At 60.7% G+C, this 25,862-nt stretch carries 28 protein-coding genes; 11 read left to right on the forward strand and 17 right to left on the reverse strand.

What is annotated here, in order from left to right; genetic code table 11:
- Window positions 1-151 precede the first annotated feature (151 nt).
- Window positions 152-799 (forward strand): hypothetical protein, encoded by a 648-nt coding sequence (locus QU606_RS32430; protein ID WP_069074953.1) that lies wholly within the window; start codon window positions 152-154, stop codon window positions 797-799.
- A gap of 222 nt (window positions 800-1,021) precedes the next feature.
- On the opposite strand, the gene QU606_RS32435 is transcribed toward QU606_RS32430, so the two are convergent.
- The 3 genes from QU606_RS32435 to QU606_RS32445 all read right to left on the reverse strand — a co-directional run bounded on the left by QU606_RS32435 (window position 1,022) and on the right by QU606_RS32445 (window position 4,672).
- Window positions 1,022-2,569 (reverse strand): SulP family inorganic anion transporter, encoded by a 1,548-nt coding sequence (locus QU606_RS32435; protein WP_150055494.1) that lies wholly within the window; start codon window positions 2,567-2,569, stop codon window positions 1,022-1,024.
- Window positions 2,570-2,654: 85 nt separating this feature from the next.
- On the reverse strand, window positions 2,655-3,386 hold the full coding sequence (locus tag QU606_RS32440; RefSeq protein WP_024072605.1) for a carbonic anhydrase: 732 nt from the start codon (window positions 3,384-3,386) through the stop codon (window positions 2,655-2,657).
- Window positions 3,387-3,613: 227 nt separating this feature from the next.
- Window positions 3,614-4,672: a PA0069 family radical SAM protein gene (locus QU606_RS32445; protein WP_069074955.1), complete on the reverse strand. Its 1,059-nt coding sequence runs from the start codon at window positions 4,670-4,672 to the stop codon at window positions 3,614-3,616.
- Between the two features lie 222 nt (window positions 4,673-4,894).
- Here QU606_RS32445 and QU606_RS32450 point away from each other — a divergent pair, with 222 nt between their 5' ends.
- On the forward strand, window positions 4,895-5,152 hold the full coding sequence (locus QU606_RS32450; protein WP_024072603.1) for a hypothetical protein: 258 nt from the start codon (window positions 4,895-4,897) through the stop codon (window positions 5,150-5,152).
- Window positions 5,153-5,233: 81 nt separating this feature from the next.
- Here the strand turns inward: QU606_RS32450 and QU606_RS32455 are convergent, their stop codons facing one another.
- Genes QU606_RS32455 through QU606_RS32465 form a run of 3 tightly spaced genes read right to left on the reverse strand, consistent with a single transcriptional unit; the run spans window position 5,234 to window position 9,045 of the window.
- Complete coding sequence (locus QU606_RS32455; protein ID WP_150295402.1) at window positions 5,234-6,493, reverse strand: cytochrome c; 1,260 nt, start codon at window positions 6,491-6,493, stop codon at window positions 5,234-5,236.
- A gap of 12 nt (window positions 6,494-6,505) precedes the next feature.
- On the reverse strand, window positions 6,506-8,290 hold the full coding sequence (locus QU606_RS32460; RefSeq protein ID WP_024072601.1) for a GMC family oxidoreductase: 1,785 nt from the start codon (window positions 8,288-8,290) through the stop codon (window positions 6,506-6,508).
- A 2-nt stretch (window positions 8,291-8,292) separates the two neighbouring features.
- Window positions 8,293-9,045, reverse strand: a complete 753-nt coding sequence (locus QU606_RS32465) for a gluconate 2-dehydrogenase subunit 3 family protein (RefSeq protein ID WP_069074958.1) — start codon at window positions 9,043-9,045, stop codon at window positions 8,293-8,295.
- Between the two features lie 274 nt (window positions 9,046-9,319).
- On the opposite strand from QU606_RS32465, the gene QU606_RS32470 reads away from it, so the two are divergent.
- Complete coding sequence (locus tag QU606_RS32470; RefSeq protein ID WP_024072599.1) at window positions 9,320-9,976, forward strand: tyrosine-protein phosphatase; 657 nt, start codon at window positions 9,320-9,322, stop codon at window positions 9,974-9,976.
- A 109-nt stretch (window positions 9,977-10,085) separates the two neighbouring features.
- Here the strand turns inward: QU606_RS32470 and QU606_RS32475 are convergent, their stop codons facing one another.
- Window positions 10,086-10,358 (reverse strand): YheV family putative zinc ribbon protein, encoded by a 273-nt coding sequence (locus QU606_RS32475; RefSeq protein ID WP_024072598.1) that lies wholly within the window; start codon window positions 10,356-10,358, stop codon window positions 10,086-10,088.
- On the reverse strand, window positions 10,355-12,406 hold the full coding sequence (gene prlC / locus QU606_RS32480; RefSeq protein ID WP_150055490.1) for an oligopeptidase A: 2,052 nt from the start codon (window positions 12,404-12,406) through the stop codon (window positions 10,355-10,357). Before prlC ends, QU606_RS32475 begins: the two co-directional genes overlap by 4 nt.
- A 101-nt stretch (window positions 12,407-12,507) precedes the next feature.
- Here prlC and QU606_RS32485 point away from each other — a divergent pair, with 101 nt between their 5' ends.
- Together QU606_RS32485 and QU606_RS32490 are read left to right on the forward strand one after the other, a co-directional pair.
- A complete protein-coding gene (locus QU606_RS32485) occupies window positions 12,508-13,050 on the forward strand; it encodes a gamma carbonic anhydrase family protein (RefSeq protein ID WP_024072596.1) in 543 nt (180 codons plus the stop codon).
- Entirely contained in the window at window positions 13,047-13,706 is a 660-nt protein-coding gene (locus QU606_RS32490; RefSeq protein WP_304998002.1) for an HAD family hydrolase, read from the forward strand. The genes QU606_RS32485 and QU606_RS32490 overlap by 4 nt, the downstream gene beginning before the upstream one ends.
- 309 nt (window positions 13,707-14,015) lie before the next feature.
- On the opposite strand, the gene QU606_RS32495 is transcribed toward QU606_RS32490, so the two are convergent.
- Window positions 14,016-15,053 (reverse strand): aminopeptidase, encoded by a 1,038-nt coding sequence (locus QU606_RS32495; protein WP_304998003.1) that lies wholly within the window; start codon window positions 15,051-15,053, stop codon window positions 14,016-14,018.
- Window positions 15,054-15,195: 142 nt separating this feature from the next.
- On the opposite strand from QU606_RS32495, the gene QU606_RS32500 reads away from it, so the two are divergent.
- Window positions 15,196-15,618, forward strand: a complete 423-nt coding sequence (locus tag QU606_RS32500; RefSeq protein WP_024072593.1) for a hypothetical protein — start codon at window positions 15,196-15,198, stop codon at window positions 15,616-15,618.
- Here the strand turns inward: QU606_RS32500 and QU606_RS32505 are convergent, their stop codons facing one another.
- On the reverse strand, window positions 15,619-15,858 hold the full coding sequence (locus QU606_RS32505; protein WP_193690006.1) for a DUF1161 domain-containing protein: 240 nt from the start codon (window positions 15,856-15,858) through the stop codon (window positions 15,619-15,621). It abuts the gene before it with no gap.
- 145 nt (window positions 15,859-16,003) lie between these two features.
- Window positions 16,004-16,435, reverse strand: coding sequence for an OsmC family protein (locus tag QU606_RS32510; protein WP_024072591.1), 432 nt, complete (start codon window positions 16,433-16,435; stop codon window positions 16,004-16,006).
- 218 nt (window positions 16,436-16,653) lie between these two features.
- Here QU606_RS32510 and QU606_RS32515 point away from each other — a divergent pair, with 218 nt between their 5' ends.
- Entirely contained in the window at window positions 16,654-17,655 is a 1,002-nt protein-coding gene (locus tag QU606_RS32515) for an LLM class flavin-dependent oxidoreductase (RefSeq protein WP_304998004.1), read from the forward strand.
- 60 nt (window positions 17,656-17,715) lie between these two features.
- On the opposite strand, the gene QU606_RS32520 is transcribed toward QU606_RS32515, so the two are convergent.
- Both QU606_RS32520 and QU606_RS32525 read right to left on the reverse strand, forming a co-directional pair.
- A complete protein-coding gene (locus QU606_RS32520) occupies window positions 17,716-17,937 on the reverse strand; it encodes a DUF1161 domain-containing protein (RefSeq protein ID WP_024072589.1) in 222 nt (73 codons plus the stop codon).
- Window positions 17,938-18,052: 115 nt separating this feature from the next.
- Window positions 18,053-18,268 (reverse strand): dodecin, encoded by a 216-nt coding sequence (locus QU606_RS32525; protein ID WP_003214895.1) that lies wholly within the window; start codon window positions 18,266-18,268, stop codon window positions 18,053-18,055.
- Between the two features lie 156 nt (window positions 18,269-18,424).
- Between QU606_RS32525 and QU606_RS32530 the strand changes: the two genes are divergently transcribed.
- A complete protein-coding gene (locus QU606_RS32530; protein WP_003170746.1) occupies window positions 18,425-18,751 on the forward strand; it encodes a YqjD family protein in 327 nt (108 codons plus the stop codon).
- Window positions 18,752-18,759: 8 nt separating this feature from the next.
- On the opposite strand, the gene QU606_RS32535 is transcribed toward QU606_RS32530, so the two are convergent.
- A complete protein-coding gene (locus QU606_RS32535) occupies window positions 18,760-19,656 on the reverse strand; it encodes a LysR family transcriptional regulator (RefSeq protein WP_024072588.1) in 897 nt (298 codons plus the stop codon).
- A gap of 110 nt (window positions 19,657-19,766) precedes the next feature.
- On the opposite strand from QU606_RS32535, the gene trpB reads away from it, so the two are divergent.
- The 3 genes from trpB (at window position 19,767) to QU606_RS32550 (ending at window position 22,380) form a co-directional block, all read left to right on the forward strand.
- The gene (gene trpB, locus QU606_RS32540; RefSeq protein ID WP_024072587.1) at window positions 19,767-20,993 is read left to right on the forward strand and encodes a tryptophan synthase subunit beta; all 1,227 of its coding nucleotides are present in this window, start codon (window positions 19,767-19,769) and stop codon (window positions 20,991-20,993) included.
- Complete coding sequence (gene trpA / locus QU606_RS32545; protein WP_024072586.1) at window positions 20,994-21,803, forward strand: tryptophan synthase subunit alpha; 810 nt, start codon at window positions 20,994-20,996, stop codon at window positions 21,801-21,803. It abuts the gene before it with no gap.
- Between the two features lie 136 nt (window positions 21,804-21,939).
- Entirely contained in the window at window positions 21,940-22,380 is a 441-nt protein-coding gene (locus QU606_RS32550; protein ID WP_024072585.1) for an anti-virulence regulator CigR family protein, read from the forward strand.
- A gap of 159 nt (window positions 22,381-22,539) precedes the next feature.
- Here QU606_RS32550 and QU606_RS32555 read toward each other — a convergent pair whose 3' ends face one another.
- From QU606_RS32555 to QU606_RS32565, 3 genes are all read right to left on the reverse strand, one after another.
- A complete protein-coding gene (locus QU606_RS32555) occupies window positions 22,540-23,844 on the reverse strand; it encodes an MFS transporter (RefSeq protein WP_024072584.1) in 1,305 nt (434 codons plus the stop codon).
- A 188-nt stretch (window positions 23,845-24,032) separates the two neighbouring features.
- Window positions 24,033-25,181 (reverse strand): galactonate dehydratase, encoded by a 1,149-nt coding sequence (dgoD, locus tag QU606_RS32560; protein ID WP_010565827.1) that lies wholly within the window; start codon window positions 25,179-25,181, stop codon window positions 24,033-24,035.
- Window positions 25,182-25,241: 60 nt separating this feature from the next.
- Complete coding sequence (locus QU606_RS32565; RefSeq protein WP_024072583.1) at window positions 25,242-25,862, reverse strand: 2-dehydro-3-deoxy-6-phosphogalactonate aldolase; 621 nt, start codon at window positions 25,860-25,862, stop codon at window positions 25,242-25,244.

Genomic DNA, 25,862 nt, shown 5'->3' on the forward strand with positions numbered 1-25,862 from the left:
GGCGGAATCGTTTATCCGACAAACGATGGCAATTCGATATAACGTGGACGCATAACCATGAAATAATTATGACAAATGCGTCTTAGGATCTCGTATAAACGAGCTACCTTATGCTCTCCCTATTCCCAACGCCTGCATCACTGGAGCTTTCATGAACACCGCCGCATTGCGCGAGCAGATTTCCCATGCCCATCAACATGAAGCCCGCACTGGCCAGCTTGCCCAGCAGCTGGAAAAACAATTGCCGCACCTGCATTCGGCCATCTCCCTGGCTGACGGCGATCGCAACATTGTCATGACCCGCTTTGTCACGGCTTACATCGAACTTGTCCCCGACTTGCTGGACGCCGCCAACGATGTGGCCCGCGAAGCCGGTATCGAGAGCCAGATCAAGCCAGTATTGAAGATCGCCGAACAATTCTTCCTGCAACCGCCCGCGATCCTGGCTGGCCATGAAGGACTCGACGGCCTGTTGGACGAGGCCTACCTGGCTCATCGCCTGGTTGAAGAAGTCAATGATCTGTATATCAAGCATTTTGGCCAGCCACTGATTCCGGCAGATACCACCGTGGCTAACGTGATTGCCCATCAGTTGATCGGCGAAGCATTCGCCAACCAGCTGGACGAAGCGGTGCACCTGGCAGTGGATGAAATGCTCAACGAAGACAGCTTTGCGCTGGAGTCAGTCGAGGCTTATCGCGAACAGCTGAAAAGCCCGTACACGGAAGCCGCGTGGAAACGCTGGCCGTGCCTGTCCCGCAAGCTGGGGGTTGAGTTGGCGTTGGATCAGCCGGCTTAAACTTTCAGGCTGACGCTAAGCGTACATCGCCTTCTGTAGGAGCGAGGGGGACGCCTAGTTCTTGCTCGCGAGAAACGTCAACGATAACGCGTGCTTCCTGAATCAACGCGGCGCCTGTGAGTTCTTCGCGAGCAAGAACTAGGCGTCCCCCTCGCTCCTACAAAAAAGCCTTAACTGACCGGCATTAGGACTTGCCCCCTCCCACGTTTTGATCCGGTTCCCTCAGCCGATCGATGGCGCCGAACCTATCCCCGTCGTCGTCCTGACCCGGCCTTCCAACCGGCGCTTCAACCCGCGTGCCTCGATCATCAGCTTCGAGCCCTTGGCCGCGTTGGCCCGACCCCATTCCTCCAGCAGCTCCAGGCAGGAATGGTCGATATAGCTGAGGTTACTCAGCGGCACATGCAGCAGGGTCCCGGCAGGCACGGTCGACAGTACCTGGGTCAACGCCGGCACTTTCAGGAAGGTCGCCGCCCCAACCAGGCGCAGTTCCATTTCACCGTCCCGGGGCAGGTCGACCAAGCTGATTTTCAGGCGCGAAGCCTTGAATGCCAGCTTGACCAACGTCAGCCCGAAGCCCACCAGCACACCGGTCAGCAGGTCGGTGAAGATGATCGCCAACGCCGTGGCCGCATAGGTAAACATCGGCATACGCCCATAACGCCCCAGAGCCCGAAATGCCTTGATATCCACCAGCTTGATCCCGGTGTACACCAGTACGCCCGCGAGGCTCGCCACAGGAATGCTCTGCAGCACGCTCGACAGCAGCAACACGAACCCCAGCAGCCATACGCCATGGAGCATCGCCGACAGGCGTGTGGTGGCACCCGCCTGCACGTTCGCCGAACTGCGCACGATCACGCCAGTCATCGGCAGGGCGCCGACCAGGCCACAGAGCATGTTGCCCACGCCCTGGGCAGACAGCTCCTTATCGAAGTCAGAACGCTGGCCGCTGTGCATGCGGTCGACGGCTGCCGCAGAGAGCAGGGTCTCGGCACTGGCAATAAACGCAACGGCGAACGCAGCAATCAACAACTGCGGATCAGCCAGGTTCAGCAGGTCGCCGGGCCGCAGCCAGTCGATGGCGTCGGCGAGGTTTTCCGGCACTTCCACACGCTTGACCTGCAACGCCAGCACCAGGCTGGCGACCGTGGCCAGCCCCACGCCCAGCAAGGCCCCCGGCACAAACCGCAGCGTCTGCGGGCGGAATTTGTCCCACAGGTACATCACCAGCATGGTGGATAAACCGAGCAGGCCGGCCTGCCAGCCGAGCCCGCCACCCAGGGTTGGAATCGCCTCGCCCAAGGCTGCCGGGAAACCCACCAGGTTATCCAGCCCCGAGGGCTTGGGCGCGCCATCGAGCATCACATGAATCTGCGATAGCACAATCAGCACACCGATCCCCGCCAGCATGCCGTAGACCACCGCCGGCGCCGTGACACGGAACCAGCAGCCCAGGCGCAAGCGCCCGGCCACCAGTTGCAGGAAGCCCGCCAGCAACAGGATCGGCCCAAGCATCGCCATGCCGTGCTGGCGCACCAGTTCGAATACCAGCACCGCCAAGCCCGCTGCCGGGCCGCTGACCTGCAGCGGTGACCCCGCCATCCAGCCCACCACCAGGCCACCGATAATCCCGGTGATCAGGCCCTTGGCCGGTGGCATGCCGGAAGCGATCGCGATCCCCATGCACAAGGGCAGGGCAACCAGAAACACAACCACGGAGGCGAGGAGCTCCCGTGGCAATACAGCTTTCAATTGAGCAGCACGCATGATGACTCTCCCGAGGCATTCGCCGGGCGCGGCAAAGCCTGGCTGCATCCATGGCAGCCACCGCTTTACCCGGCAGGGAAGTGTGTTAGAAGCGCGCTTTAGGCGTCGCGGATGGAATCGGCTCGGTGCCGTTCAAGGGTCGGAATGCCGACTGTTCCGCATCGTAGGCCCGGATTTCGCTGGTCTCGATGTCGTAGATCCAGCCATGGATAAACAAATGACCATTGGCCATGCGCGAAGCCACGGAAGGATGGGTACGCAAATGTTGCAACTGGGCGATGACGTTTTCTTCGGTCAGCACTTTCATGCTCTCGCCTTCATTGGCGCAGTCGCAGTTGTCGTGGACCATGGCCTTGGCGACCTCGGCATGACGCAACCAGGCCTTGACCGTCGGCATCTTCTCCAGGCTCTGGGGGTTGAGCACCGCGCGCATCGCGCCACAGTCGGAGTGCCCGCATACGATGATGTGCTGCACGCCCAGGGCAAGCACCGCGTACTCGATGGCGGTGGAAACGCCGCCGTTCATCTGCCCGTAGGGTGGCACCACGTTGCCGACGTTACGGGTCACGAACAGGTCGCCGGGGGAGCTTTGGGTGATCAGCTCGGGCACGATGCGCGAGTCGGCGCAGGTAATGAACATCGCCCGTGGGCTCTGGGCCGTGGCGAGTTTCTTGAAGAGTTCTTCCTGCTGGGGGAAGACGTCGTGATGGAAATGCAAAAAGCCGTCAACGATATGCTTTAGCGCTGCATCGGCGGATTCCGCCACCTGAGGGGCTGAAGCCGACGCAGCCAACGGCTGTTTATCCTTGTCACTCATGATTCATCCTCTTGATTAATGCAGGGGAGTTGTCAGGTCAGTTCGACGCGCGTTCAGTGGATTAGTTGAAAAATCCCACAATGATAGGCGCCGACTCATCAGTCACTCGCTGAACAAGGTAACCGCCAAAACTTAACTCAAACTGAATGAACCGCTCTAGATCGCGGGTTTCAGTGATGTCAAAACGCGACTATTCCTACAGGAAGAGTGCATTCTTCTTTATCATTCTACAACAACACCATTTGTCTGCCCGGTGGGCAGAACGCCGTGCAATCGAGATTAAAGCCTTCCCGACGATTGAGGCCCAGGCGCTTGATCGCCTTGGCAAAACGTTGCGCCAGCAGATCGGCGAACGGCCCCTCGCCCCGCATGCGCACGCCGAACCGGCTGTCATACACCTCGCCGCCGCGCACCTGGCGCACCAGGCTCATCACATGGGCCGCGCGCTGCGGGTAATGCGCCGCCAACCATTCCTCGAACAAAGGCGCCACCTCCAACGGCAAGCGCAACATCATGTAGGCCGCACTTTGCGCACCCGCGGCGTGGGCCTCGGCCAACAGGCTTTCGAGCTCGCTGTCATTGATCATCGGGATCATCGGCGAGCACAACACCCCCACCGGGATACCGGCCTCGCGCATCACCCGGATCGCCCGCAACCGCGCCTTGGGCGCTGCCGTGCGCGGCTCCAGGATGCGCTTGAGCTCGTCATCCAGGCTGGTGAGGCTGATCATCACCGCCACCAGCCGCTGCCGGGCCAGTTCGGTCAGCAGGTCAAGATCGCGCAGGATCAGCGAGCCCTTGGTGATGATGGTCACCGGATGCCGATAACGCAGCAGCACTTCAAGGGTTTGCCGGGTGATCTTGTATTCGCGCTCAATGGGTTGGTATGGATCGGTATTGGAGCCCAGGTTGATCGGCGCGCACACGTAACCCGGTTTGGACAGTTGCTGCTCCAGTACCTCGGCCGCGTTGCTCTTGGCAATCAGCTTGGTCTCGAAATCCAGCCCTGGCGACAGGTCCCAATAGGCATGGCTGGGTCGCGCATAGCAGTAGATGCAGCCATGCTCGCAGCCACGATACGGGTTGATCGAGCGATCGAACGGCAGGTCTGGCGAGTTGTTGCGGGTGATGATGGTCTTGGCCGTCTCGATGCGCACTTCGGTGCCCTGGGTCGGCGGCACTTCCTGGTACCAACCGTCGTCCTCGGCCACGCTGGCGGTGGGCGCAAAGCGGTTGTGCAGGTTGGTGGCCGTGCCCCGGCCACGGGGCGGTAGGGGGGAATTCATGGGCATACCTCAATACTGTATCTACATACAGTATTTCAACCCGACGTTTCGCGCCAGCACCGTTGGGCAGGAAGTCGCCAGGCAATTTACTTACATGTGTAAGTGCAAGGTATTACATGTGAGCTTTCAAGTAACAAATCGCCACACTTAGTTCATGGATTAAGCTTTCAGCATGCACTTATGATCCTGTCCCAACTTAATAAACACCAAAAGGATCCAAGTATGTCTCAGGACGAAATACGTTTGACTTGTGAAGACTTTGAGAAAGATAACAGCCCGGAAATCTTACTCGAGCGTTTTACCAATGGGGATCTTTCGTACGCTATGTATGCCTCTTCATCCAAGAAAGATGGGCATTACGACACGACCTCCAGCCCAACGGACCTGGACAATGACGGCGACTTCGATAACGAAGACAAGGCAATTTTCCTGACTATGGCCAATGCCTTCGCGAAGACCTGCCAGCGAAAGTCAAATTAAACGAAGCGTTCCAAGAAATAGAAAACGCCCAACTTATATAAATCACCCTATATAAGTTGGGCGCGCGACACCCGAACTTATTTAGTTCTTATCGCCCTGTTTTTTACGCAACTCCGCAACTTGCGCAGCACTTGTTGCAACACCTTTATTACCCCAGCTACCCCGCACGAAACTGACCACATCCGCCACTTCCTGGTCCGACAGCCTCCAGGCGAACGCCGGCATGGTGAAGGTGGACGGCGCTGTGTGCGTTGCCGGCAAGGTCCCACCGTTCAACACAATGTTGATCAGCGACGTGGCATCCGCCGTCTGCAACACCGGGTTACCCGCCAGCGCCGGGAACACCCGCGTATAACCATGGCCGTCGGTACGGTGACAGGCCGCGCAGTTGTCGATGTACACCGACGCGCCCGGCTTGCTGTCATCACCTTTCCATAGCGCTTCAGCCACCTGCTTGTCGTACTGGTGCGGTGCGTCGTTGGGATCTACCGCAGGCAGGCTCTTGAGATAGCGGGCGATAGCAGTCAGGTCGTCTTGCGACATGTACTGCATGCTGTGGACGACCACATCGCTCATGCCACCAAACACGGCACTGCGATCACTGCGGCCAGTCTTGAGGAATTGCACCAGTTGCGCCTCGCTCCAGCTGCCGAGGCCGTCCTTGTGGTCGCCGCGCAGGCTCTTGGCGATCCAGCCTTCCAGCGGCGCACTGCCGGACAGGAACGCGTTGCCGTCAGTGGCACTCAGGGCTTTTTCCTGCATGGTCAGGGCACGCGGCGTATGGCACGCGCCGCAGTGGCCAAGCCCTTCCACCAGATAGGCACCCCGGCTGATCACCGGGTCAGCACCCGCCGCCTGGTCGTGCGCCACCTCAGGCGCGAACATCCAACGCCACGCCGCCAGCGGCCAGCGCATGCTCAGCGGCCAAGGAATGTCGCTGTCTTTGTTCTCCTGCGCGACGGGCTCCACGCCTTTCATGAAGTACGCATACAACGCCCGCATATCGCTCTCGCTGACACGGGCGTAAGACGGGTAGGGCATCGCCGGGTAAAGCGTACTACCACTCTTGGCGACGCCATGGCGCACGGCCTTGTCGAAGTCCTCGAAGCTGTAGCCACCCAGGCCGGTCTGGTCCGGGGTGATGTTGGTGGAATAGATCACACCAATGGGGGTCTCCATCGGCAGGCCGCCCGCGAACGGTTTACCACCCTTGGCCGTGTGGCAGGCCACGCAGTCTCCGGCGCGGGCCAGGTATTCGCCCTGCTGGATCAGGTCGGTTTCGGCTGCGCTTACCGAACAGCTGCTGAGCAACGCCAGGGAGGCGATAACAAGTGCTTTCATGGTCATCGCTCCTTATGCCTGAACCAGCGGGCCGGGGTTTTTCAGGTACTGCTCGCGGATCGCCCGGGCCGACCAATAGGTCAGCGCTGCCACCAGGCCTGTGGGGTTGTAACCCAGGCCTTGTGGGAACGCGGACGCACCCGGGACAAATACGTTGTGGACATCCCAGCACTGCAGGTAGCGGTTCAAAGCGCTGGTTTTCGGGTCGGTGCCCATGATCGCGCCACCGTTAAGGTGGGTGGTCTGGTACGACGCGGTATTGAAATGCTCCCCGACCTTCTTGCCCAACACGGCAATGGCCTTGGGGTTCATCGCTTCGGCAATCTTGCCCATTTTCTCGACCATGAAGCGGTTCATCTTGATGTCGTTTTCCTGCCAGTCGAACGTCATGCGCAGCAGCGGCAGGCCGTAGGCATCGCGGTACACCGGGTCCAGATCCAGGTAGTTCCCCCGGTAGGATTGATGGGCGCCGTGGGCGTCCATCGACACCTGGTGGGTGTAGTAATCAGCCGTAGCGCGTTTCCAGGCGCTGCCCCAGGCCGGAGTGCCCGGAGGGTTGGAGGTGCCGGCGATCGGCCGGCTGCCGGCCTGGTTGACCCACATCGGCGAGCCCCCGACAAAGCCATGAGGCCCGTGGTCGAAGTTATCCGCATTGAAGTCGTCGATGGCCACGCCATTGCCACCAGCCCCGATGAAGTTGTTGGTGTGGGTGTCCTTGTCGAAGAACGCCTTGATGGTAGCCATGTTCTGATAGGCGAAGTTGCGACCCACCACGCCTTCGTTGGTCACCGGGTCGTAGGGCTTGCCGATACCGGACAACAGCATCAGGCGCACGTTGTGGAACTGGAACGCGCCGAGGATCACCAGGTCCGCCGGTTGCTCGCATTCCCGGCCCTGGGCGTCGATATAGGTCACGCCGGTGGCCTTGCTCTTGGTGCTGTCGAGGTTGACCTTGAGCACATGGGAGTTGGGCCGCAGTTCGAAGTTAGGCACCTGGCGCAGTGCCGGCAGGATGTTCACGTTCGGTGACGCCTTGGAATACATGTAGCACACGTAGCCACTGCAAAAACCGCAGAAGTTGCACGGGCCCATCTGTGCGCCATAGGGGTTGGTGTAGGGCCCCGAAGTGTTGGCTGACGGCAGGTTGTAGGGTTTATAACCTACGCTGGTGGCGGCCTTCTGGAACAGTTGGGCCGACACGGTATTTTTTTGCGCTTCCAGCGGGAACGGGTTGGAGCGGTCGGGCGCGTAGGGGTTGCCGCCACGGCCTTCGCCGACCAACTGGCCTTTGACGGTCCAGGCCTGGCCAGAGGTGCCGAAGACTTTTTCCGCATAGTCGAAGAACGGTTCCAGCTCTTCGTAGCTGACGCCGAAGTCCTGGATGGTCATGTCCTTGGGAATGAAGTTCTTCCCATAGCGCTCTTCGTAATGGCTGCGCATGCGCAACTCGATAGGGTCGACGCGAAAATGCACGCCTGACCAATGCAGGCCGGCACCGCCCACGCCATTGCCCGGCAGGAATGCCCCCAATTGACGGTTGGGCAGGGCGATGTCGTTCACGCTATGGCGAATCGTCACCGTCTCCTTGGAAATGTCCTGGAAGAGTTTTTTTCGCACGCTGTAGGTCAGTTCATCGATGACCTGGGGATAGTTGCCATCCGGATAGGTGTCCTGCATCGGGCCGCGCTCCAGCGCGACCACATTCAGGCCAGCTTCCGTCAGCTCCTTGGCCATGATCGCGCCGGTCCAGCCGAAGCCGACGATCACCGCATCCACTTTCTTCATGATGGTCGCCACGTTTATGCCCTCTCGCCGCGAATGGAAACAGCCGGGAAGGGGTATTGCTCGTTGCGTTCCACCCAATCCATGAAGTCGGCGCGCGCGCCGGGGAAGCCGATCATGGTCCAGCCGACCATGCCCTTGTTGCCGCCGTGGATCGGGTCGCAGAAGAACCCTTCCTTGGTGTTTTGCAGCAGCAGGTTGAAAAACATCTTCGGCGGTACCGCGTCGAAATGCGCGTTCACTTCGCTGCCGCCGGCTTCCAGACGGTGGAGCATATCGTCCTGGGTAGCGCTGTCTTGCGCGGCAAAAACCTTCCCGTTGAACGCTTTCGACCAGGCATCCGTGGCGGCAATACCCAGTCGGTAGATCTCTTTGGGCACCAATTTGCTTTGCCAGCCCATCTCCGGCGCGGCATCGGCGTTGAACGGCCCTTGCATGAACCACAGTGCGCCGCTGGCGTAAGGCGTGTTCATCTGACGGTCGATGTATTCCGGCGCGCCCGCTTCCAGGGCGCCCGGGCCTTGTGCATCGGCGGGAATCAGGCGCGCGACAGCAGCGTTGATAAACGCCCACTCTTCAGCGGTGAAATAGCTCGGCTCATAGGCCTTGCCGCTGGCCGCAGGCTGGGCCGGCGCGGCCTGGGCAGGCTCGGGCGTAGCCATCAGCATCGAACCGCCAAGGCCGGTGCTGGCAACCGTGACCACCGGGATCAAGGTCAAGGATTTGCGCAGGAAGTCACGCCGGGGGTTGTCTTGATCTTGATCAGACATGGGGCACCTCATCATGGGGTCACGGGTTTATCAGCGGCTTCTAGGGAGCAGCTTGAAGTTAGCGGCAGCAAGTTGGATCCAACCGATCCAAGGAGATAGAACGCAGCGGCAATCAATAGTTACAAATGATAGCAGGCTAAGGATCAGGAGAATCGGTTCATCAAGAAAAGAACATTGCTTCACGATTCTTTGACAGCCGCCTCACGCCCTGTTGACCCCTGTTCATCGACTCTGGGCGCCATCAACCTACTTCCCCCATTCGGTCACGTCGCCCATGTTCAAGCCACAATTACTGCCAGCCCTTGGTCTTGCATTCATGGCCTTGTTCGCCACGGCTCACGCCCACGCCGATGAAAACTCGTCCATCCGTTCGCCGGAGTGGGCGCAACCCGTGGGCGACCAGTACAACCTGCACCAGATGACACCCACGCTCTACCGCAGCGCGCTGCCGGACAGCAACGCGGCGCCCCTGCTGGAAAAACTCAAGATCGGCACCGTGATCAACTTCCTGCCGGAATCCGACGCCAGCTGGCTCAAGGCCCCTGGCATCCGGCAGGTGCAGTTGGCTTATCGCACCAACCATGTCGATGACACCGACGTGCTGGCAGCGCTCCGCGCGATCCAGGAGGCCCAGGCCAATGGCCCGGTGCTCATGCACTGCAAGCACGGCTCGGACCGCACCGGCCTGATGGCGGCGATGTATCGCGTCGTGGTTCAGGGATGGAGCAAGGAAGAGGCGTTGAACGAAATGACCCTGGGCGGGTTCGGTACCAGCAACGGCTTCAAGGATGGCATTCGCTACATGATGAAAGCCGATATCGACAAGTTGCGCACAGCCTTGGCGAAGGGCGATTGCAGCACCAGCGCCTTTGCCCTGTGTTCGATGAAGGATTGGATTACGACCTCCGGCAAGCCAGAGGAAAAACTGTAGGCGCAAGCTCGCGAAGAGCCTCAACGACGCCGCGGGTATCCTGAATGCCCGCGGCGTCCTCGCGTTTTTCGCGAGCAAGCTCGTTCCTACAGGGGCTTGCGTGGGTGCGTCAGTCTTTCTTCAGCTTCGGATTAGGAAAAAACTGTACCGCCTGCACCTTCGGATCCGGCGCTTTCAACGCCGACGTATTGACCCGCGTGCCCAACTCCTTGGGCACCGACAAACCTTGATCATTCAGCGTATCGGTATACCCGCAAGCCACGCATTCGCGGTGCGGGACGCTGTCCTCGGTCCACATCTTGAGCTTGTCCGGCTCGCTGCACGCCGGGCAAACCGCCCCGGCGATAAATTGCTTCTTGGTGATCACAGGCCCGTCACTCATGCTGCCGCGCCCTCGCTCAGGCCGCTGTGGCGCAAGAGTGCGTCAATCGACGGCGCGCGTCCGCGGAAGTCGACGAACAGCACCATCGGCTCCTGGGAGCCGCCACGGGCCAGGATGGCTTCGCGGAATGCGCGGCCGGTCTCGGCATTGAGCACGCCTTCTTCTTCGAACTTGGAGAAGGCGTCGGCCGACAGCACCTCAGCCCACTTGTAGCTGTAGTAACCCGCGGCATAACCGCCAGCAAAAATGTGCGCAAAGCTGTTGGGGAAACGGTTGTAGGCGGGTGGACGCATCACCGAGACCTCGTCGCGCACCCCTTCGAGCACCTGCGCCACACTGCGTCCGTCGCCATGTGTCGCATGCAATTCGAAGTCGAACAACGAGAACTCCAACTGTCGCACCATCATCAGGCCGGACTGGAAGTTCTTTGCCGCCAGCATTTTTTCCAGCAGGTCCTGGGGCAGCGGCTCACCGGTTTCATAGTGGCCGGAGATCAACGCCAAGCCTTCCGGCTCCCAGCACCAGTTTTCCATGAACTGGCTCGGTAACTCCACCGCATCCCAGGCCACGCCGTTGATGCCGGAAACGCCGGCGTGCTCAACGCGGGTCAGCAGGTGATGCAGGCCGTGGCCGAATTCGTGGAACAGGGTGGTCACTTCATCGTGGGTCAGCAGGGCCGGCTTGCCGCTGTCGGCCGGGGTGAAGTTGCACACCAGGTTGGCCACCGGGCTCTGCAGCACACCGTCGATGGTACGACGGCGGTCACGCGCGCCGTCCATCCAGGCACCGCCACGCTTGTTGGCGCGGGCGTACAGGTCGAAGAAGAAGCGACCGACATGCTGGCCGTTCTCCTTGATTTCGAACAGGCGCACGTCCGGGTGCCAGGTGTCGAAGCCTTTCTGTTCGGCGATTTCAATGCCGTACAGGCGCTGCACGATGGCGAACAGGCCGCTGAGCACTTTGTCGATCGGGAAGTAGGCGCGCAGGGCTTCCTGGGACACGCTGTAGCGTTGCTCACGCAGTTTTTCGCCGTAGAACCCGCTGTCCCAGCTTTGCAAGTCAGCGCAGCCTTGTTCAGCGGCGTAGGCCTTGAGCTGTTGAAGGTCCTGGGCGGCAAACGGCTTGCTGCGTTTGGCCAGGTCACGCAGGAAACTCAACACCTGGTCGCTGGACTCGGCCATCTTGGTGGCCAGGCTCAGTTCGGAGAACGAAGCGAAACCCAGCAGCTTGGCCAGTTCCTGGCGCAGGTCGAGGATCTGTTCCATCACCGGGCCGTTATCGTTCTGACCGGCATTCGGGCCTTGGTCCGACGCCCGGGTGCAGTAGGCGGCGTAGACTTCTTCACGCAGGGCGCGGTCCTGGGCGTAGGTCATCACCGCGTAATAGCTGGGGAACTCCAGGGTGATCAACCAGCCGTCGAGGCCTTTGGCCTGGGCAGCGGCGGCCATCTGCGCCTTGGCCGAGTCGGTCAGGCCGGCGAGCGTGGCTTCATCGGTGATGTGCTTGGTCCAGGCCTGGGTGGCATCCAGCAGTTGGTTGGAAAATTTGCTGCCCAGTTCGGAGAGTTTGCTCTGCACTTCGGCATAACGTTTTTGCTGCTCGGGCGGCAAATCGATACCCGAGAGGCGGAAATCGCGCAGGGAGTGTTCCAGGATAGTTTTTTGCGCCACGTCGAAACCGGCGGCTTCCGGGCTGTTGGCCAGCGCTTCATAAGCCTGGAACAGTTCACGGTTCTGGCCCATCTCGGTCGAATAGGCACTCAATGCCGGCAGGCATGCCTCGTAGGCTTCACGCAGTTCGGCGCTGTTGCATACGGCATTCAAGTGGCTGACCGGGCTCCAGGCGGCGCCCAGGCGGTCGTTGAGTTCGTCCATGGCCAGGACCAGGCCGGCCCATGTCGGATTTTTCCCCTGGCTTTGCAGGATGCCTTCGATGGCAACACGGTTGTCCGCGAGGATCTGTTCAATGGCCGGCTGCACGTGCTCGGCACGGATCGCCGAGAACGGCGGCAGGTCGTAGGACTGCAAAAGAGGGTTGTTCGCGCTCACGGTTGGCACCTTGGCTGAAGAAACGGGTAAGACAAAGATGGGGCCATCTTAATTACAATCAACGCCCACCGCAGCTATCAGCAGAAGAGAGAGAGGCTATCGTGACCCTTCGCACCTATCAGAACCACACGCCAACCCTGGGCGCCGGGGCTTTTGTCGACGTTTCGGCAGTGGTGATCGGCGATGTCGAAATCGGCACCGACAGCTCCGTTTGGCCGCTGACCGTGATCCGTGGCGACATGCACCGCATCCGCATCGGTGCGCGTACCAGCGTGCAGGATGGTTGCGTACTGCACATCACGCACGCGGGGCCGTTCAACCCGGAGGGTTTCCCACTGCTGATCGGCGACGACGTGACCATCGCCCACAAAGTCATGCTGCATGGCTGCACCGTGGGCAGCCGTATCCTGATCGGCATGGGCAGCATCGTGATGGACGGCGCGGTAGTGGAGGACGATGTGATCATCGGCGCTGGCAGCCTGGTGCCACCGGGCAAAAAACTGGACAGCGGTTTTTTGTATGTCGGCAGCCCGGTCAAGCAAATTCGCCCGCTGACGGACAAGGAGCGCGCCTTTTTTACCTACAGCGCCGCGAACTACGTAAAGCTCAAAGACCTGCACCTGGCAGAGGGGTTCGACCAGTGAACCTGCACTATCCGACCGTTTTATTCGACCTCGACGGCACCCTGACCGACCCACGCGAAGGCATCACCCGTTCGATCCAGTACGCCCTCGGCAAACTGGGGATCGATGAGCCTGACTTGACCAAACTGGAACACTTTATCGGCCCGCCGTTGCTGCAAGCGTTCATGCAGTTCTACGGTTTCGACGAGGCGAAGGCGTGGGAGGCGGTGAATTTCTACCGTGAGCGCTTCAAGGTCACCGGGCTGTATGAAAACCGGGTGTTCGACGGGGTTATGCCGTTGCTGGAAGAATTGAACGGCCAGGGACGCCAACTGTACGTGGCCACGTCCAAACCGTGGGTGTTTGCTCGCGAAATTGCGCGGCATTTCGATTTTGCCAAACATTTCAAGGTGATCTACGGCAGCGAGTTGGACGGCACGCGCACCAACAAGGTCGAGCTGATCGCCCACCTGATCAGCGAGGAGGGGCTGGACCCGGCCACCACCCTGATGATCGGTGATCGCAAGCATGATCTGATCGGCGCACGCAGCAATGGGCTGGATTCGGCGGCCGTCGGTTATGGGTTTGGTAGTTTCGAAGAGTTGAATGCTGAGGCGCCGACCTGGCATTTTGAGACGTTGGCGCAGATGCATCAGGCGTTTTTGCAGCGGCCCTGAGACCGCCATCGGAGGCAAGTTCGCCGATCAAATGTGGGAGGGGGCTTGCCCCCGATGAGCATGGGTATCTACGCAACTTTCAGACCTTGAGAACTCTCCCTGTGGCGAGCGGGCTTGCCCCGCGTTGGGCTGCGCAGCAGCCCTAAAACCTCAGTCCGCGGTCTATCTGAAACAGCGCGGTGATCTTAGTGGGGCTGCTTCGCAGCCCAACGCGGGGCAAGCCCGCTCGCCACAACAGCCCTGTCTGCCGGGGGGGCAGCGTTGAGCCTAAGTTGTGTAGATACCTATGCCCCGATGAGGCCTTACAGATCAACCCCCTTCCAACTGCCTCAACGCAGCCTTGCGCTCCCCCACCGGCAACTCGCCCAGCGTCTCCACCGCCGCATAGAACTTCAGCCAATCCCCGCCTTCCTGCCGAAACAACGCGGCAAACGCCGGCACCCATTGGTCATACAGCCCGAACGGCAACAACCGCGCGTTGTTCATGGGTTGGTTGATCCAGGCGTCATAACGCTTGTCGCCGCCCCACTGGCTGTCGCGCATGCGCTGGTAGTCACTGCGCAAGCGCTCAAATTCCGCCGCTTTGGCCCGCCTCATCAACGCAGCCGACAACGGCTGTGCGTACAAGGCCTCCAGGCGTTTGCGGGTATCAAGAATCAGGCGGATAAACTGATCGCGCTGTTGCAACGCTGCATCGCTCAAAGGCGCCAGGCCACGGGCGGCGCGCCATTGTCGCGTGCCTTCCTGTTCGACGAAGTTGGCAAAGGACTCATTGAATTCGGTGTCGTCCTTCACATAGAAGCGCTGGTGCGCGAGCTCATGGAAGATCAACGTGGCCAGGCGCTCGTCCCCCCAATTCATCATTGAACTCATGATCGGGTCATTGAACCAGCCCAAGGTGGAATAGGCCTCGACCCCTCCGATCGATACATCCATGCCCTGTTGCTTGAGCAACGCCGCCTCGCCCCGTGCCGCGCCCTGGCTGTAATAGCCGCGATAGGCCACGCAGCCTGCAATGGGGAAGCAATGGTTCTGGGGGGAGAGGGAAAATTCCTCGGTGGCGAAGACATTCCACACGACATAGGGCCGGCCAATATCGGCGTACAGGCGGTAGCTCTGATTGTCGGGCAGGTGCAGATGCAGGCTGGCGAAGGTGCGGGCCTTCTGCGCTTGTGCAAGGCGGTCACGCAATGATTGCGGGCGAGAGGGATCAGCAATGACCTGCGCCACCGGCTCCCGGGCCTGCAACAACTGCCACTGGCCACTCGCCAACTGGCTGTAATAACTGACACTGGAGCAACCGCTGAGCAGCCCCACCAACAACCCCGGAAGAAAACGCCTGACCATGCCCCGACTGCTCCTGGGTAATTTGCTCGCCAGCCTATCGCGCCAGCACGGAATTTTTCCATGCCTGGGCATGTTTATACTCATGGGGAGTCTGTTGCCATCGGCAGCGGGCTCATACCTTTTCTTTCGTTGAGTGCCTGCCATGCGTCCGCTATTGCTTACCGTCGCCGCCCTGTTTCTCAGCGCCTGTGCCTCGACGCCCATCCCGCCGGTCGACCCCAAACAGGCCTGGGTCGATTTCGCCACGCCGACACCGGGCGCAAAACTGGTGATGGCCCAGCGACTGGACGGCAAGAACCTTCCGGACGGACGCTTCTTCCAGGTGCCGCCGGGCAGTCATGAGTTGATGGTGCGCTTTGATTTCGAGGTGCCGACCGGCGGCAGCCTCAATGGCTTTGGGCAAACGAGCGACCGTACCTGTTTCATCACCCTGCAGTATGACCATTTCGAGGCCGGCCAACGTTATCGCCTGGAAGGGCGCTCATTGGCCTTCACGCCGAATATCCGGCTGTATAACGCCGCTCGCCAATTGCTGGCTGAAGAACGCAGCGTCAACTGCCTGTGATCAGTCGTTATTTTTCTGATAGAGGATGCGCTTGGTGCCGTTTTCGCACGTACCGACAATCATCGCGCTGTCATGATTCTTGGCTTCTTCGGCGGTGATGATTTCCAGGGTGTAGGACGGAATCGCCTTGGCCTGGATATTCACTTCGATCTCTTTCCTGAGCTCTTCACAATCTTTTGGAGCGGCCACGGCCGATGTGGCCAGCGCAGCGCAGATGATCGCCAAGGCAAAACGTTTCATGTGTGAAGCTCCCTGAATGCATGCGCACGGGTGTGCGCCTAAGGCTGCATAGGCTATAGGACCACATCGGGGAAACACGAGTTCTGATTTAACGCACAACTGAATGTGGGAGGGGGCTTGCCCCTCTCACATTTTTAAGACGGTGTCAGTTGACCAGCGTGGCATCCAGGCTGATTTTCGCATTCAGCACCTTGGACACCGGGCACCCTTCCTTGGCCTTTTTGCTCAATTCATCGAACTGCGCCTGGCTGGCGCCGGGGATCTTGGCCTTGAGCACCAGGTGCACGGCGGTGATCGCAAAGCCGCCCTCGACCTGGTCCAGGGTCACTTCGGCCTGGGTGTCGATGCTGTCAGCCTTGAGCCCGGCGTCGCCCAGGATCATGGAAAAGGCCATGGAGAAACAGCCGGCGTGGGCCGCACCAATCAGTTCTTCAGGGTTGGTGCCCTTGCCGCCTTCGAAACGGGCCTTGAAGCCGTAGGGCGCTTCGCGCAGTACGCCGGTTTCCGTAGAAATGGAACCCAAGCCAGTCTTCAGATCACCTTCCCAATGCGCGGATGCTTTTTTAACGATACTCATAGCTGTCTCCTCGAACGTGGTTTTGCGTCAGTAAGGGTTCTGAGGATAGTCGCCCCTGCAAAGTTCATCTTGTCGGAGAAACCTAGCAATTTAGTAGGAAATTTCACCCTCGCTATTGAATCTCGGGTATATGCCCTCATTGCATAGAACATGCACATGAAGCGGCAGGTTTTGGTTCGTCTAAAAAGCCTGCGCCCCCCATTTGGAGAAGCAGGCTTATGAAATCGCTGTCCGACGTGAAGTTCTCAACCCTCGACCTGGTGCCCGTACGGGCCAACGGCAGTCCGGCGCAGTCACTGCGCAACTCCCTGGACCTGGCCCAGCACGTGGAAAAATTCGGCTACCACCGTTTCTGGGTGGCGGAACACCACAATATGGACGGTATCGCCAGTTCGGCGACCTCGGTACTGCTGGGCTACCTGGCCGGTGGCACCTCGACCATCCGCGTCGGCTCCGGTGGCGTGATGCTGCCCAACCACGCGCCGCTGGTGATCGCCGAGCAGTTCGGCACCCTGGAAAGCCTCTACCCCGGTCGTATCGACCTGGGCCTGGGCCGCGCTCCCGGCTCCGACCAAATGACCGCCCGTGCCCTGCGCCGTGAGCGCTCCGGCAGCGCCGACGACTTCCCGGAAGATGTGGCCGAACTGATGGCCTACCTGGGCCCACGCACCCCCGACCAACGGGTGATCGCCGTACCGGGCACCGGTACCAACGTGCCGGTCTGGCTGCTGGGTTCCAGCCTGTTCAGCGCGCAACTGGCGGGGGAGCGCGGTTTGCCCTACGCCTTCGCCTCCCATTTCGCACCACGCCTGATGCATGAGGCGATTCGCGTGTACCGCAACCACTTCAAGCCTTCCGCCGTGCTCGACAAGCCCTACGTGATGCTCGGCATTCCGCTGGTGGCCGCGGATGCGGATGAGCAAGCCGATTACCTGGCCACTTCGGTGTACCAGCGCATCCTGGCGCTGATGCGCGGGCAGAGCCTGGTGCAGCGCCCACCGGTGAAAACCATGGATGGCCTGTGGCTGCCCCATGAAAAAGACGCGGTCGGCAGCTTCCTCGGCCTGGCGATGGTGGGCAGCCCGGCGAAGATCCGCGCCAAACTGGAGGTGTTGATCGAACAGACCGGCGCCGACGAATTGATCTTCACCTGCGACCTGTACGAGCACGCCGACCGGATTCATTCCTACGAACTGCTGGCGCAGTTGATGAAGGGCTAAACCCCAGGCGAAAAAAAAACCGACGCACCTGCGTCGGTTTTTTATGTCCGGAGCACGGGATTAACCGCGCTTGTAGACGATTTCCTTGGTGCCACCTTCGCAGGTGCCGACCACTTTTTCGGACGAGGCGCCTTTATCCACCACTTCCAGCGAATAATGCTGAACGCCTTTCGCATCCAACTTTGCTGCAATCTCGCTTTTCAGCTCTTCACAAGGCTTGCCCGCCGCCAGGGCTGTGCCCGCCATGCTCAACAAACCTACCGCCAACAGGAACTTCTTCATCCGTTACTTTCCTTGCGCTGATCGAAAAGAGCATGCCGATGCTTGTCGCATCGGCCCCCATTGTTTGTAGCGCAGGTTATGGCAATCGGCCAGCCGGCAAGTTCAACCGACTCGATCAACTACTGGCAATTCGGAACCCCACCTTCAGCGTCACCTGGAAGTGCGCGGCCTTGCCGTCCTTGATATGGCCACGGGTTTCCGTCACCTCGAACCACTCCAAGTGCTTGATGCTCTTGCTGGCTTCGGCCAGGGCGTTGTTGATCGCATCTTCGATGCTGGTGGTCGACGAGCCGACCAATTCGACTTTCTTGTAGGTGTGGTGATCAGACATGGGGTTTCTCCTGAGAATGGTCAATAAAGCCTAGCAGTCAATGTTCATACTGCTTCTGGCGACCATTACGGCCTGAAAGTTCAGATTTACTGCACTTTCTGAAACCGGCGCAGTCGGTATCTACACACGCCACTCAATCACTTCAGGAGAGTCCACATGGCCAACACTTCTTTACGCAAAGCGTCGCTGGAAAGCATGGAAGCCGAGATTTCGAGCCTGCTCAAGTCCCTTGAGAGCCTCAAGGATGATGCGTCCGATGAGTCGCGCAAAACCCTGAAGGCCCTGAAAAGCAACGCCGAGAATGCCCTTAAGCACTCGCGCCACCTGATCAGCGACGCCTACGAAGAAAGCAAAGTCAAAATCCGCGAAACCGGTGTCGCCACCCGCGACTACGCACAAGAGCACCCATGGACCACCGCCGGCGTTGCCGTTGGCGCACTGGGCCTGCTGGCGGCTTACCTGCTGTGCAAGCGCGGTGACTGATACGCCGGCTAGCCCGGTTGGCGCAACAGCTCAGCCTTGAGCCACTGCGCCAGCTGCCGAGCGCGCCCGTCTGCGGCGCGCTTGGGCAGCCACAATGCCAGGTGCGCCGGGGTTTCACTGAACCCCCACGGCGCTACCAGGCGACCCGCTCGCAGGTCCTCTGCCACCAGCGGTTGCGGCGCAATCGCCACCCCCAGCCCAGCCACTGCCGCCTCCAGCAAATAATACAAATGCTCAAACCCTTGCCCGAGCTTCAATGCTCCTGGCTCGATGCCGTACTGCTGCGCCCAACTCGGCCAGGCTTGCGGGCGCGAGGTGGTGTGCAACAGTGCTTCACCGCACAGCGCCGAGGCGGGCGCTTGGCGCAAGCGCTCGTAACCGGCGAAACGCGGGCTCATTACCGGGCCGATGCGCTCGCTGGCCAGCTCATACACCTGCATATCCGCCGGCCACGGTGGCTCGGCAAATACCAATAGGGCGTCCAGCCCGGGCCGCCGCGGGTCGAGATCGCCTTCGCCGGCCGACAAATGCAGGCGCAAGTCGGGCAGGTCGGCATTCAAACGGCCCAAGCGAGGAATGAACCAGCGCGCCAGCAAACTGCCGGAACAGCCGAGCACGAACGGGGCATCGGCGCTGCTTTGCGTGAGTTCGGCGCACACATCCCGCAACCGCTCGAACGCCTCGGCACTCGCATCCCGCAGGCGAACACCGGCATCTGTGAGTTTGAGGCCGCGTCCATCCTTGACGAACAGGCTGACACCCAAATGTTCCTCCAGCACTTTCAGCTGACGGCTGACCGCACCGTGGGTCACATGCAACTGCTCGGCTGCCTGGCTGACGCTGTTGAGGCGGGCAGTGGCTTCGAATGCGCGCAAGGCATTAAGGGGGGGAAGGTCTCGGCTCATCTGTGAGTTTTCCTGACAGGTTGCGTCGATCTTATCGGTTTTCAGCGTCAGGCGTCAGGGGTAGAGTGGCCGTCATTGTTTCTTACACACCTTCTTTCCAGGAGCGCCCCATGACTCAGTCCCAGACCGATCTGCGCAACGGCCCCGACGCCAATGGCCTGTTCGGCGCATTCGGCGGCCGCTACGTGGCCGAAACCCTGATGCCGTTGATCCTCGACCTGGCCCGCGAATACGAAGCGGCCAAGATTGATCCGGCGTTCAATGAGGAATTGGCCTACTTCCAGCGCGACTACGTGGGCCGTCCAAGCCCGCTGTACTTCGCCGAGCGCCTGACTGAGTTCTGCGGCGGCGCCAAGATCTACCTCAAGCGCGAAGAGCTGAACCACACCGGCGCGCACAAGATCAACAACTGCATTGGCCAGATCCTGCTGGCGCGGCGCATGGGCAAGAAACGCATCATCGCCGAGACCGGCGCCGGCATGCACGGCGTGGCCACCGCCACCGTGGCCGCGCGCTTCGGCCTGCAATGCGTGATCTACATGGGCACTACCGACATCGAGCGCCAGCAGGCCAACGTGTTCCGCATGAAACTGCTGGGCGCTGAGGTGATCCCGGTGGTCGCCGGCACCGGCACCCTGAAAGACGCGATGAACGAAGCCCTGCGCGACTGGGTCACCAACGTCGACGACACCTTCTACCTGATCGGCACCGTGGCCGGCCCGCACCCCTACCCGGCGATGGTGCGTGATTTCCAGGCCGTGATAGGCAAGGAAACCCGTACCCAACTGCAAGCCCAGGAAGGCCGCCTGCCCGACAGCCTGGTGGCATGCATCGGTGGCGGCTCCAACGCGATGGGCCTGTTCCACCCCTTCCTGGATGACACCAGCGTCGAAATCATCGGCGTCGAAGCGGCCGGCCACGGCATCGAAACCGGCATGCATGCCGCCAGCCTCAACGGCGGCGTACCGGGCGTGCTGCACGGCAACCGCACGTTCCTGTTGCAGGACGACGACGGCCAGATCATCGACGCCCACTCGATTTCCGCCGGCCTCGACTACCCCGGCATCGGCCCTGAACACGCCTGGTTGCACGACATCGGCCGCGTCCAGTACACCTCGGTGACCGACCACGAAGCGCTCGACGCCTTCCACAAATGCTGCCGCCTGGAAGGGATCATCCCCGCCCTGGAAAGCGCCCACGCCCTGGCCGAAGTGTTCAAGCGTGCGCCAACCCTGCCCAAGGATCACCTGATGGTGGTCAACCTGTCCGGCCGTGGCGACAAAGACATGCAGACCGTGATGCACCACATGGAACAGTCCCAGCAGGAGAAACACTAAATGAGCCGCCTGCACACTCGCTTTGCGCAACTCAAGGAACAAAACCGCGCCGCCTTGGTGACCTTCGTCACCGCTGGCGACCCGGGTTATGACACCTCCCTGGCGATTCTCAAGGGTTTGCCGGCTGCCGGCGCCGATGTCATCGAACTGGGCATGCCGTTCACCGACCCGATGGCCGACGGCCCCGCCATCCAACTGGCCAACATCCGTGCACTTGAGGCCAAGCAGAATCTGGTGAAAACCCTGCAGATGGTGCGTGAGTTCCGTAAAGACAACCACGACACTCCGCTGGTGCTGATGGGTTACTTCAACCCGATCCACAAATATGGGGTGCCGAAGTTTATTGCCGACGCCAAGGAAGCCGGTGTGGACGGCCTGATCGTGGTCGACATGCCGCCTGAGCATAACGGTGAGCTGTGCGACCCGGCTCAGGCAGCAGGCATCGACTTTATCCGCCTGACCACGCCGACCACCGACGACGTGCGCCTGCCCACCGTTCTCAACGGCAGCTCGGGCTTTGTGTACTACGTGTCCGTGGCCGGTGTGACGGGGGCTGGCGCCGCCACCCTGGAACACGTCGAAGAAGCCGTGACCCGCCTGCGTCGGCATACCGACCTGCCGATCAGTATCGGTTTTGGTATCCGCACGCCGGAACAAGCCGCGGCCATCGCGCGCCTGGCCGATGGTGTAGTGGTGGGCTCAGCCCTGATCGATCACATCGCCAACGCCAGCAACGATCAACAAGCGATCGATGGGGTATTGAGCCTGTGCGCGGCGCTGTCGGAAGGTGTCCGTAACGCCCGTAAGTAAACGCCATGTAGCCAGAGGTAAAGTTCCTGATACAGAGGAATCAACGCGCGCAATCACGGCCTAAACAGCAAGACCAAGGGATTTCGAACCTCGTCCGAGATCCCTTTTTTTGTATGTGTGCCCTGAGGAATACCCGATGAAAATGCCTAAATCCGTGATTGCCGGTCTTGGTGTGCTGGTGCTTGGCGCCAGCGCCCTGGTGCACGCCGCACCGCCCGACCAGCGCGATGACGACCGTGGCGGCCCGCAAGGCCAGCACGAGCAGCGTGGCGATGACCATCGGGGCCCACCGGACGATCGACGTGGCGGCCCGCCCCGGGACTTCGGCCCCGTGCGCCAGATCATCCATGACAACCACGGCCAGTTCTCCCGGGGCGCGCCGCCACCGCCCAACGTGCGCCTGGTACGCGGTCAGCCGCTACCCCGTGGGTACTACGGCGAACGCCTGGACAACCGCGCCCTGGCACGCCTGCCGGTCTACCCAGGTTATGAATGGCGCCGTTCGGGGCCGGATGTGGTGCTGATTGCCGTAGGGACAGGCATCGTCTACGAGATTCTGGACGGTGTGCTCAACTAAGCCTTTCCACAGCCCACTGTAGGAGCGAGGGGGACGCCTAGTTCTTGCTCGCGAAGATCGTCAACGATAACGCGGGCATTCTGGATGAGCGCGTCGTCAGGACGTTTTTCGCGAGCAAGAACTAGGCGTCCCCCTCGCTCCTACAGTTAAACGGTTGTGTTAAAGCTCGATGCGTTCGACTTTGCCTACGAGCAATATGTAGGAAAGTGCCCCAAGCAACGCCAGCACCGCGATGTAGGTAATCGCCGGTGCAAACGAATCGCCGCTGGCCAGGAAGCCAATTACGATCGGTGTGGCAATCGCCGCCAGGTTGCCGATGAAGTTAAATACCCCACCGGTCAGCCCCAACAAGCGCGCAGGTGCCAGGGTCGACACCAGCGACCAGGTAATCGACGCCAAGCCATTGCCAAAGAACGCCACCGCCAGGAACGCAATCACCCACGCCGTCGAATCCACATAGTTGGCGCCAATGATCGCCGTGGAAATCAGCAGCCCGCCAATGATCGGCAATTTGCGTGCAAACCCTACCGACGCCCCCCGGCGAATCAGCCAGTCGGAGAAAATCCCGGAACACAGCACACCCACGAACGCCGCCAGGAATGGCAACGACGCGAGCAGGCCGGACTTGATGAAGTCCATGCCGCGATATTTCACCAGGTAGGTCGGGAACCAGGTCAGGAAGAACCACAGCGTGGAGTTCAGGCAGAACTGGCCGAGGTAGATGCCCCAGAGTTTGCGCTTGCTCAGCACAATCCCCAGGTCAACCCAACTGAACGGTGCCTTGACCGCTTTCGCCTGCATATCCACCAAACCGCCGCCTTCACGGATCAGCTCGATCTCGGCCACGTTGGCGCCTTTAAAATCCTTAGGCTCGCGATACACCGCGTACCAAACCAGCGCCCACAGAATGCCCACGCCACCGGTGGCTACAAACACCATATGCCAGCCGAATGCGTGCTGCAGCCAGGCCAATACCGGCGTGAGGAACGCCAGCCCTACAAATTGCCCGGAGGTATAGACGCCAATCGCAGTGGCCCGCTCACGCTCAGGAAACCAGGTAGTGACCACGCGGCTGTTGATGGGATACGCCGGGGCTTCCAGGGCACCCACCGCCATGCGCAGGACGAACAGCGCGATAAAGCTGGCGGCGAAGCCCAGCATCACGGTGGCAATCGACCACAGCAGCAGGGCCGCCGTGTAGAGAATGCGCGGCGGCACGCGGTCGACCAACCAGCCGCCGGGGATCTGCATGGCGGCGTAAGTCCAGCCGAACGCGGAGAAAATCAACCCGACATGCACCGGGTCGATGCCCAGCTCGCTGGTCAACGCCGGGGCGGCAATCGACAGGTTGCTGCGGTCGAGGTAGTTGATCACCACGGTGATAAACAGCAGCACCATGATGAAAAAACGCTTTCTGGTAGGCGTGACTAAAGAAGCCTGCCCGGTGAAGGATTCAGGGTGCATGGGGGGTTGCCTCTTCTTATGTTTATTGAGGACTGAAACTGAGCTGACTGAAGAAATCGGATCAACATGTGGGAGGGGGCTTGCCCCCGATAGCGGTGTGTCAGCTAGCACATCCATAGCAGGCAGACTGCAATCGGGGGCAAGCCCCCTCCCACATTTTTTGATCGCATTGATTCAGTCAGAGGCTGTTACCACTCGGCAAAGCTGCCATCGGCATGACGCCAGATGGGGTTGCGCCAGCGGTGGCCGATGGCCGCGCGCTCGATCACGTATTCCTCGTTGATCTCGATGCCCAGGCCCGGCCCGTTGGGGATCTTCACGAAGCCCTGGTCATAGTCGAACACGCCCGGATCGCGCACGTAGTCGAGCAGGTCGTTGCTCTCGTTGTAGTGAATGCCCAGGCTCTGCTCTTGGATAAACGCGTTGTAGCAAACCGCGTCCAGTTGCAGGCACGCCGCGAGGGCTATCGGGCCCAACGGGCAGTGCAGGGCCAGGGCCACGTCGTAGGCTTCGGCCATGTTGGCGATCTTGCGGGTTTCAGTAATACCGCCGGCATGGGAAGCGTCCGGCTGGATGATGTCGACATAGCCTTCGCTGAGCACACGCTTGAAGTCCCAACGCGAGAACAGGCGCTCGCCCAGGGCAATCGGCGTGCTGGTCAGCGGTGCGAGTTCTTTCAGCGCTTCATAGTTTTCGCTGAGCACCGGCTCTTCGATAAACATCAGTTTGTACGGATCCAGTTCCTTCATCAGCACCTTGGCCATGGGCTTGTGCACGCGGCCATGGAAGTCGACGCCAATGCCCACGTTAGGGCCCACGGCATCGCGCACGGCGGCGACGTTGGCCAGGGCCAGGTCGACCTTTTCAAAGCTGTCGACGAACTGCAATTCTTCGGTGCCGTTCATTTTCACCGCAGTGAAGCCACGGGCCACGGCTTCTTTGGCGGCGCGAGCGGTGTCGGCGGGGCGATCGCCGCCGATCCATGAATACACGCGGATCTTGTCGCGCACCTGACCGCCCAGCAGGTCGCTGACCGACACTCCCAGGGCTTTGCCCTTGATGTCCCACAGCGCCTGATCGATGCCGGCCAAGGCGCTCATGTGCACGGCGCCACCGCGATAGAAGCCGCCGCGGTAGAGCACGGTCCAGATGTCTTCGATATTGCGTGGGTCCTTGCCGATCAGGTAATCGGACAGTTCCTCGACCGCCGCCGCCACGGTGTGGGCGCGGCCTTCGACCACAGGTTCGCCCCAGCCGGTCACGCCTTGGTCGGTTTCAATCTTGAGGAAGCACCAGCGCGGTGGAACGATAAAGGTCGTCAGTTTGGTGATTTTCATCTTCTTATCTCTCTTGTCGATGCAGCGCCAAGGCGCAAAGCTTGCGATCAGTTCAGGGCATCAATTCAGCGCGTTCCAGGCCGCGACATAGGCTTGGGCACTGCTCGCCACCTGGTCCACGGACATGCCCGGCTTGAACAACCCCGAGCCGAGGCCAAAGCCCCTGGCGCCTGCGTCGAAATACACCTGCATGTTGTCCGGGGTCACGCCACCTACCGGCAGCAACAGCGTGCCCGCCGGCAAGACCGCCAGCCACGCCTTGATCACCGCCGGCCCCATTTGCTCGGCCGGGAACAGCTTCAACACATCCGCACCTTCGGCCAGCGCGGCGAACGCCTCGGTCGGGGTGGCAACGCCGGGCGACAGGTACAGGCCCGCGGCTTTCGCGGCGCGCAGCACCTTGGCATCGCTGTGCGGCATCACGATCACCTGGCCGCCGGCGGCCTTGACCTGCTCGACCTGCTCGGGCGTCAACACCGTGCCGGCGCCGATCAGGCAATCGTCGGGCAGGCTGTCGCGCAGGGTGCGGATGCTGGTGTAAGGGTCGGGTGAGTTGAGCGGAACTTCGATTACCCGGAACCCGGCCTCGTACAGCACCTGGCCGACCGCCTCGGCTTCGTCTGGGCGCAGGCCGCGCAGGATGGCGATCAAACCGTTGTGTGCAAGTGCTTGCTTGAGCAT

Source organism: Pseudomonas sp. OVF7, from assembly GCF_030644265.1.
GTDB classification, from domain to species: Bacteria; Pseudomonadota; Gammaproteobacteria; order Pseudomonadales; family Pseudomonadaceae; genus Aquipseudomonas; species Aquipseudomonas gorinensis.

Bases quoted from the DNA above. Each gene is read 5' to 3' on its own strand.
- QU606_RS32430 (WP_069074953.1), top strand. From the start codon at position 152: ATGAACACCGCCGCATTGCGCGAGCAGATTTCCCATGCCCATCAACAT.
- QU606_RS32435 (WP_150055494.1), bottom strand. From the start codon at position 2,569: ATGCGTGCTGCTCAATTGAAAGCTGTATTGCCACGGGAGCTCCTCGCC.
- QU606_RS32440 (WP_024072605.1), bottom strand. From the start codon at position 3,386: ATGAGTGACAAGGATAAACAGCCGTTGGCTGCGTCGGCTTCAGCCCCT.
- QU606_RS32445 (WP_069074955.1), bottom strand. From the start codon at position 4,672: ATGAATTCCCCCCTACCGCCCCGTGGCCGGGGCACGGCCACCAACCTG.
- QU606_RS32450 (WP_024072603.1), top strand. From the start codon at position 4,895: ATGTCTCAGGACGAAATACGTTTGACTTGTGAAGACTTTGAGAAAGAT.
- QU606_RS32455 (WP_150295402.1), bottom strand. From the start codon at position 6,493: ATGAAAGCACTTGTTATCGCCTCCCTGGCGTTGCTCAGCAGCTGTTCG.
- QU606_RS32465 (WP_069074958.1), bottom strand. From the start codon at position 9,045: ATGTCTGATCAAGATCAAGACAACCCCCGGCGTGACTTCCTGCGCAAA.
- QU606_RS32470 (WP_024072599.1), top strand. From the start codon at position 9,320: ATGTTCAAGCCACAATTACTGCCAGCCCTTGGTCTTGCATTCATGGCC.
- QU606_RS32475 (WP_024072598.1), bottom strand. From the start codon at position 10,358: ATGAGTGACGGGCCTGTGATCACCAAGAAGCAATTTATCGCCGGGGCG.
- QU606_RS32495 (WP_304998003.1), bottom strand. From the start codon at position 15,053: ATGGTCAGGCGTTTTCTTCCGGGGTTGTTGGTGGGGCTGCTCAGCGGT.
- QU606_RS32500 (WP_024072593.1), top strand. From the start codon at position 15,196: ATGCGTCCGCTATTGCTTACCGTCGCCGCCCTGTTTCTCAGCGCCTGT.
- QU606_RS32505 (WP_193690006.1), bottom strand. From the start codon at position 15,858: ATGAAACGTTTTGCCTTGGCGATCATCTGCGCTGCGCTGGCCACATCG.
- QU606_RS32510 (WP_024072591.1), bottom strand. From the start codon at position 16,435: ATGAGTATCGTTAAAAAAGCATCCGCGCATTGGGAAGGTGATCTGAAG.
- QU606_RS32515 (WP_304998004.1), top strand. From the start codon at position 16,654: ATGAAATCGCTGTCCGACGTGAAGTTCTCAACCCTCGACCTGGTGCCC.
- QU606_RS32520 (WP_024072589.1), bottom strand. From the start codon at position 17,937: ATGAAGAAGTTCCTGTTGGCGGTAGGTTTGTTGAGCATGGCGGGCACA.
- QU606_RS32525 (WP_003214895.1), bottom strand. From the start codon at position 18,268: ATGTCTGATCACCACACCTACAAGAAAGTCGAATTGGTCGGCTCGTCG.
- QU606_RS32530 (WP_003170746.1), top strand. From the start codon at position 18,425: ATGGCCAACACTTCTTTACGCAAAGCGTCGCTGGAAAGCATGGAAGCC.
- QU606_RS32535 (WP_024072588.1), bottom strand. From the start codon at position 19,656: ATGAGCCGAGACCTTCCCCCCCTTAATGCCTTGCGCGCATTCGAAGCC.
- trpB (WP_024072587.1), top strand. From the start codon at position 19,767: ATGACTCAGTCCCAGACCGATCTGCGCAACGGCCCCGACGCCAATGGC.
- trpA (WP_024072586.1), top strand. From the start codon at position 20,994: ATGAGCCGCCTGCACACTCGCTTTGCGCAACTCAAGGAACAAAACCGC.
- QU606_RS32550 (WP_024072585.1), top strand. From the start codon at position 21,940: ATGAAAATGCCTAAATCCGTGATTGCCGGTCTTGGTGTGCTGGTGCTT.
- QU606_RS32555 (WP_024072584.1), bottom strand. From the start codon at position 23,844: ATGCACCCTGAATCCTTCACCGGGCAGGCTTCTTTAGTCACGCCTACC.
- dgoD (WP_010565827.1), bottom strand. From the start codon at position 25,181: ATGAAAATCACCAAACTGACGACCTTTATCGTTCCACCGCGCTGGTGC.
- QU606_RS32565 (WP_024072583.1), bottom strand. From the start codon at position 25,862: ATGCTCAAGCAAGCACTTGCACACAACGGTTTGATCGCCATCCTGCGC.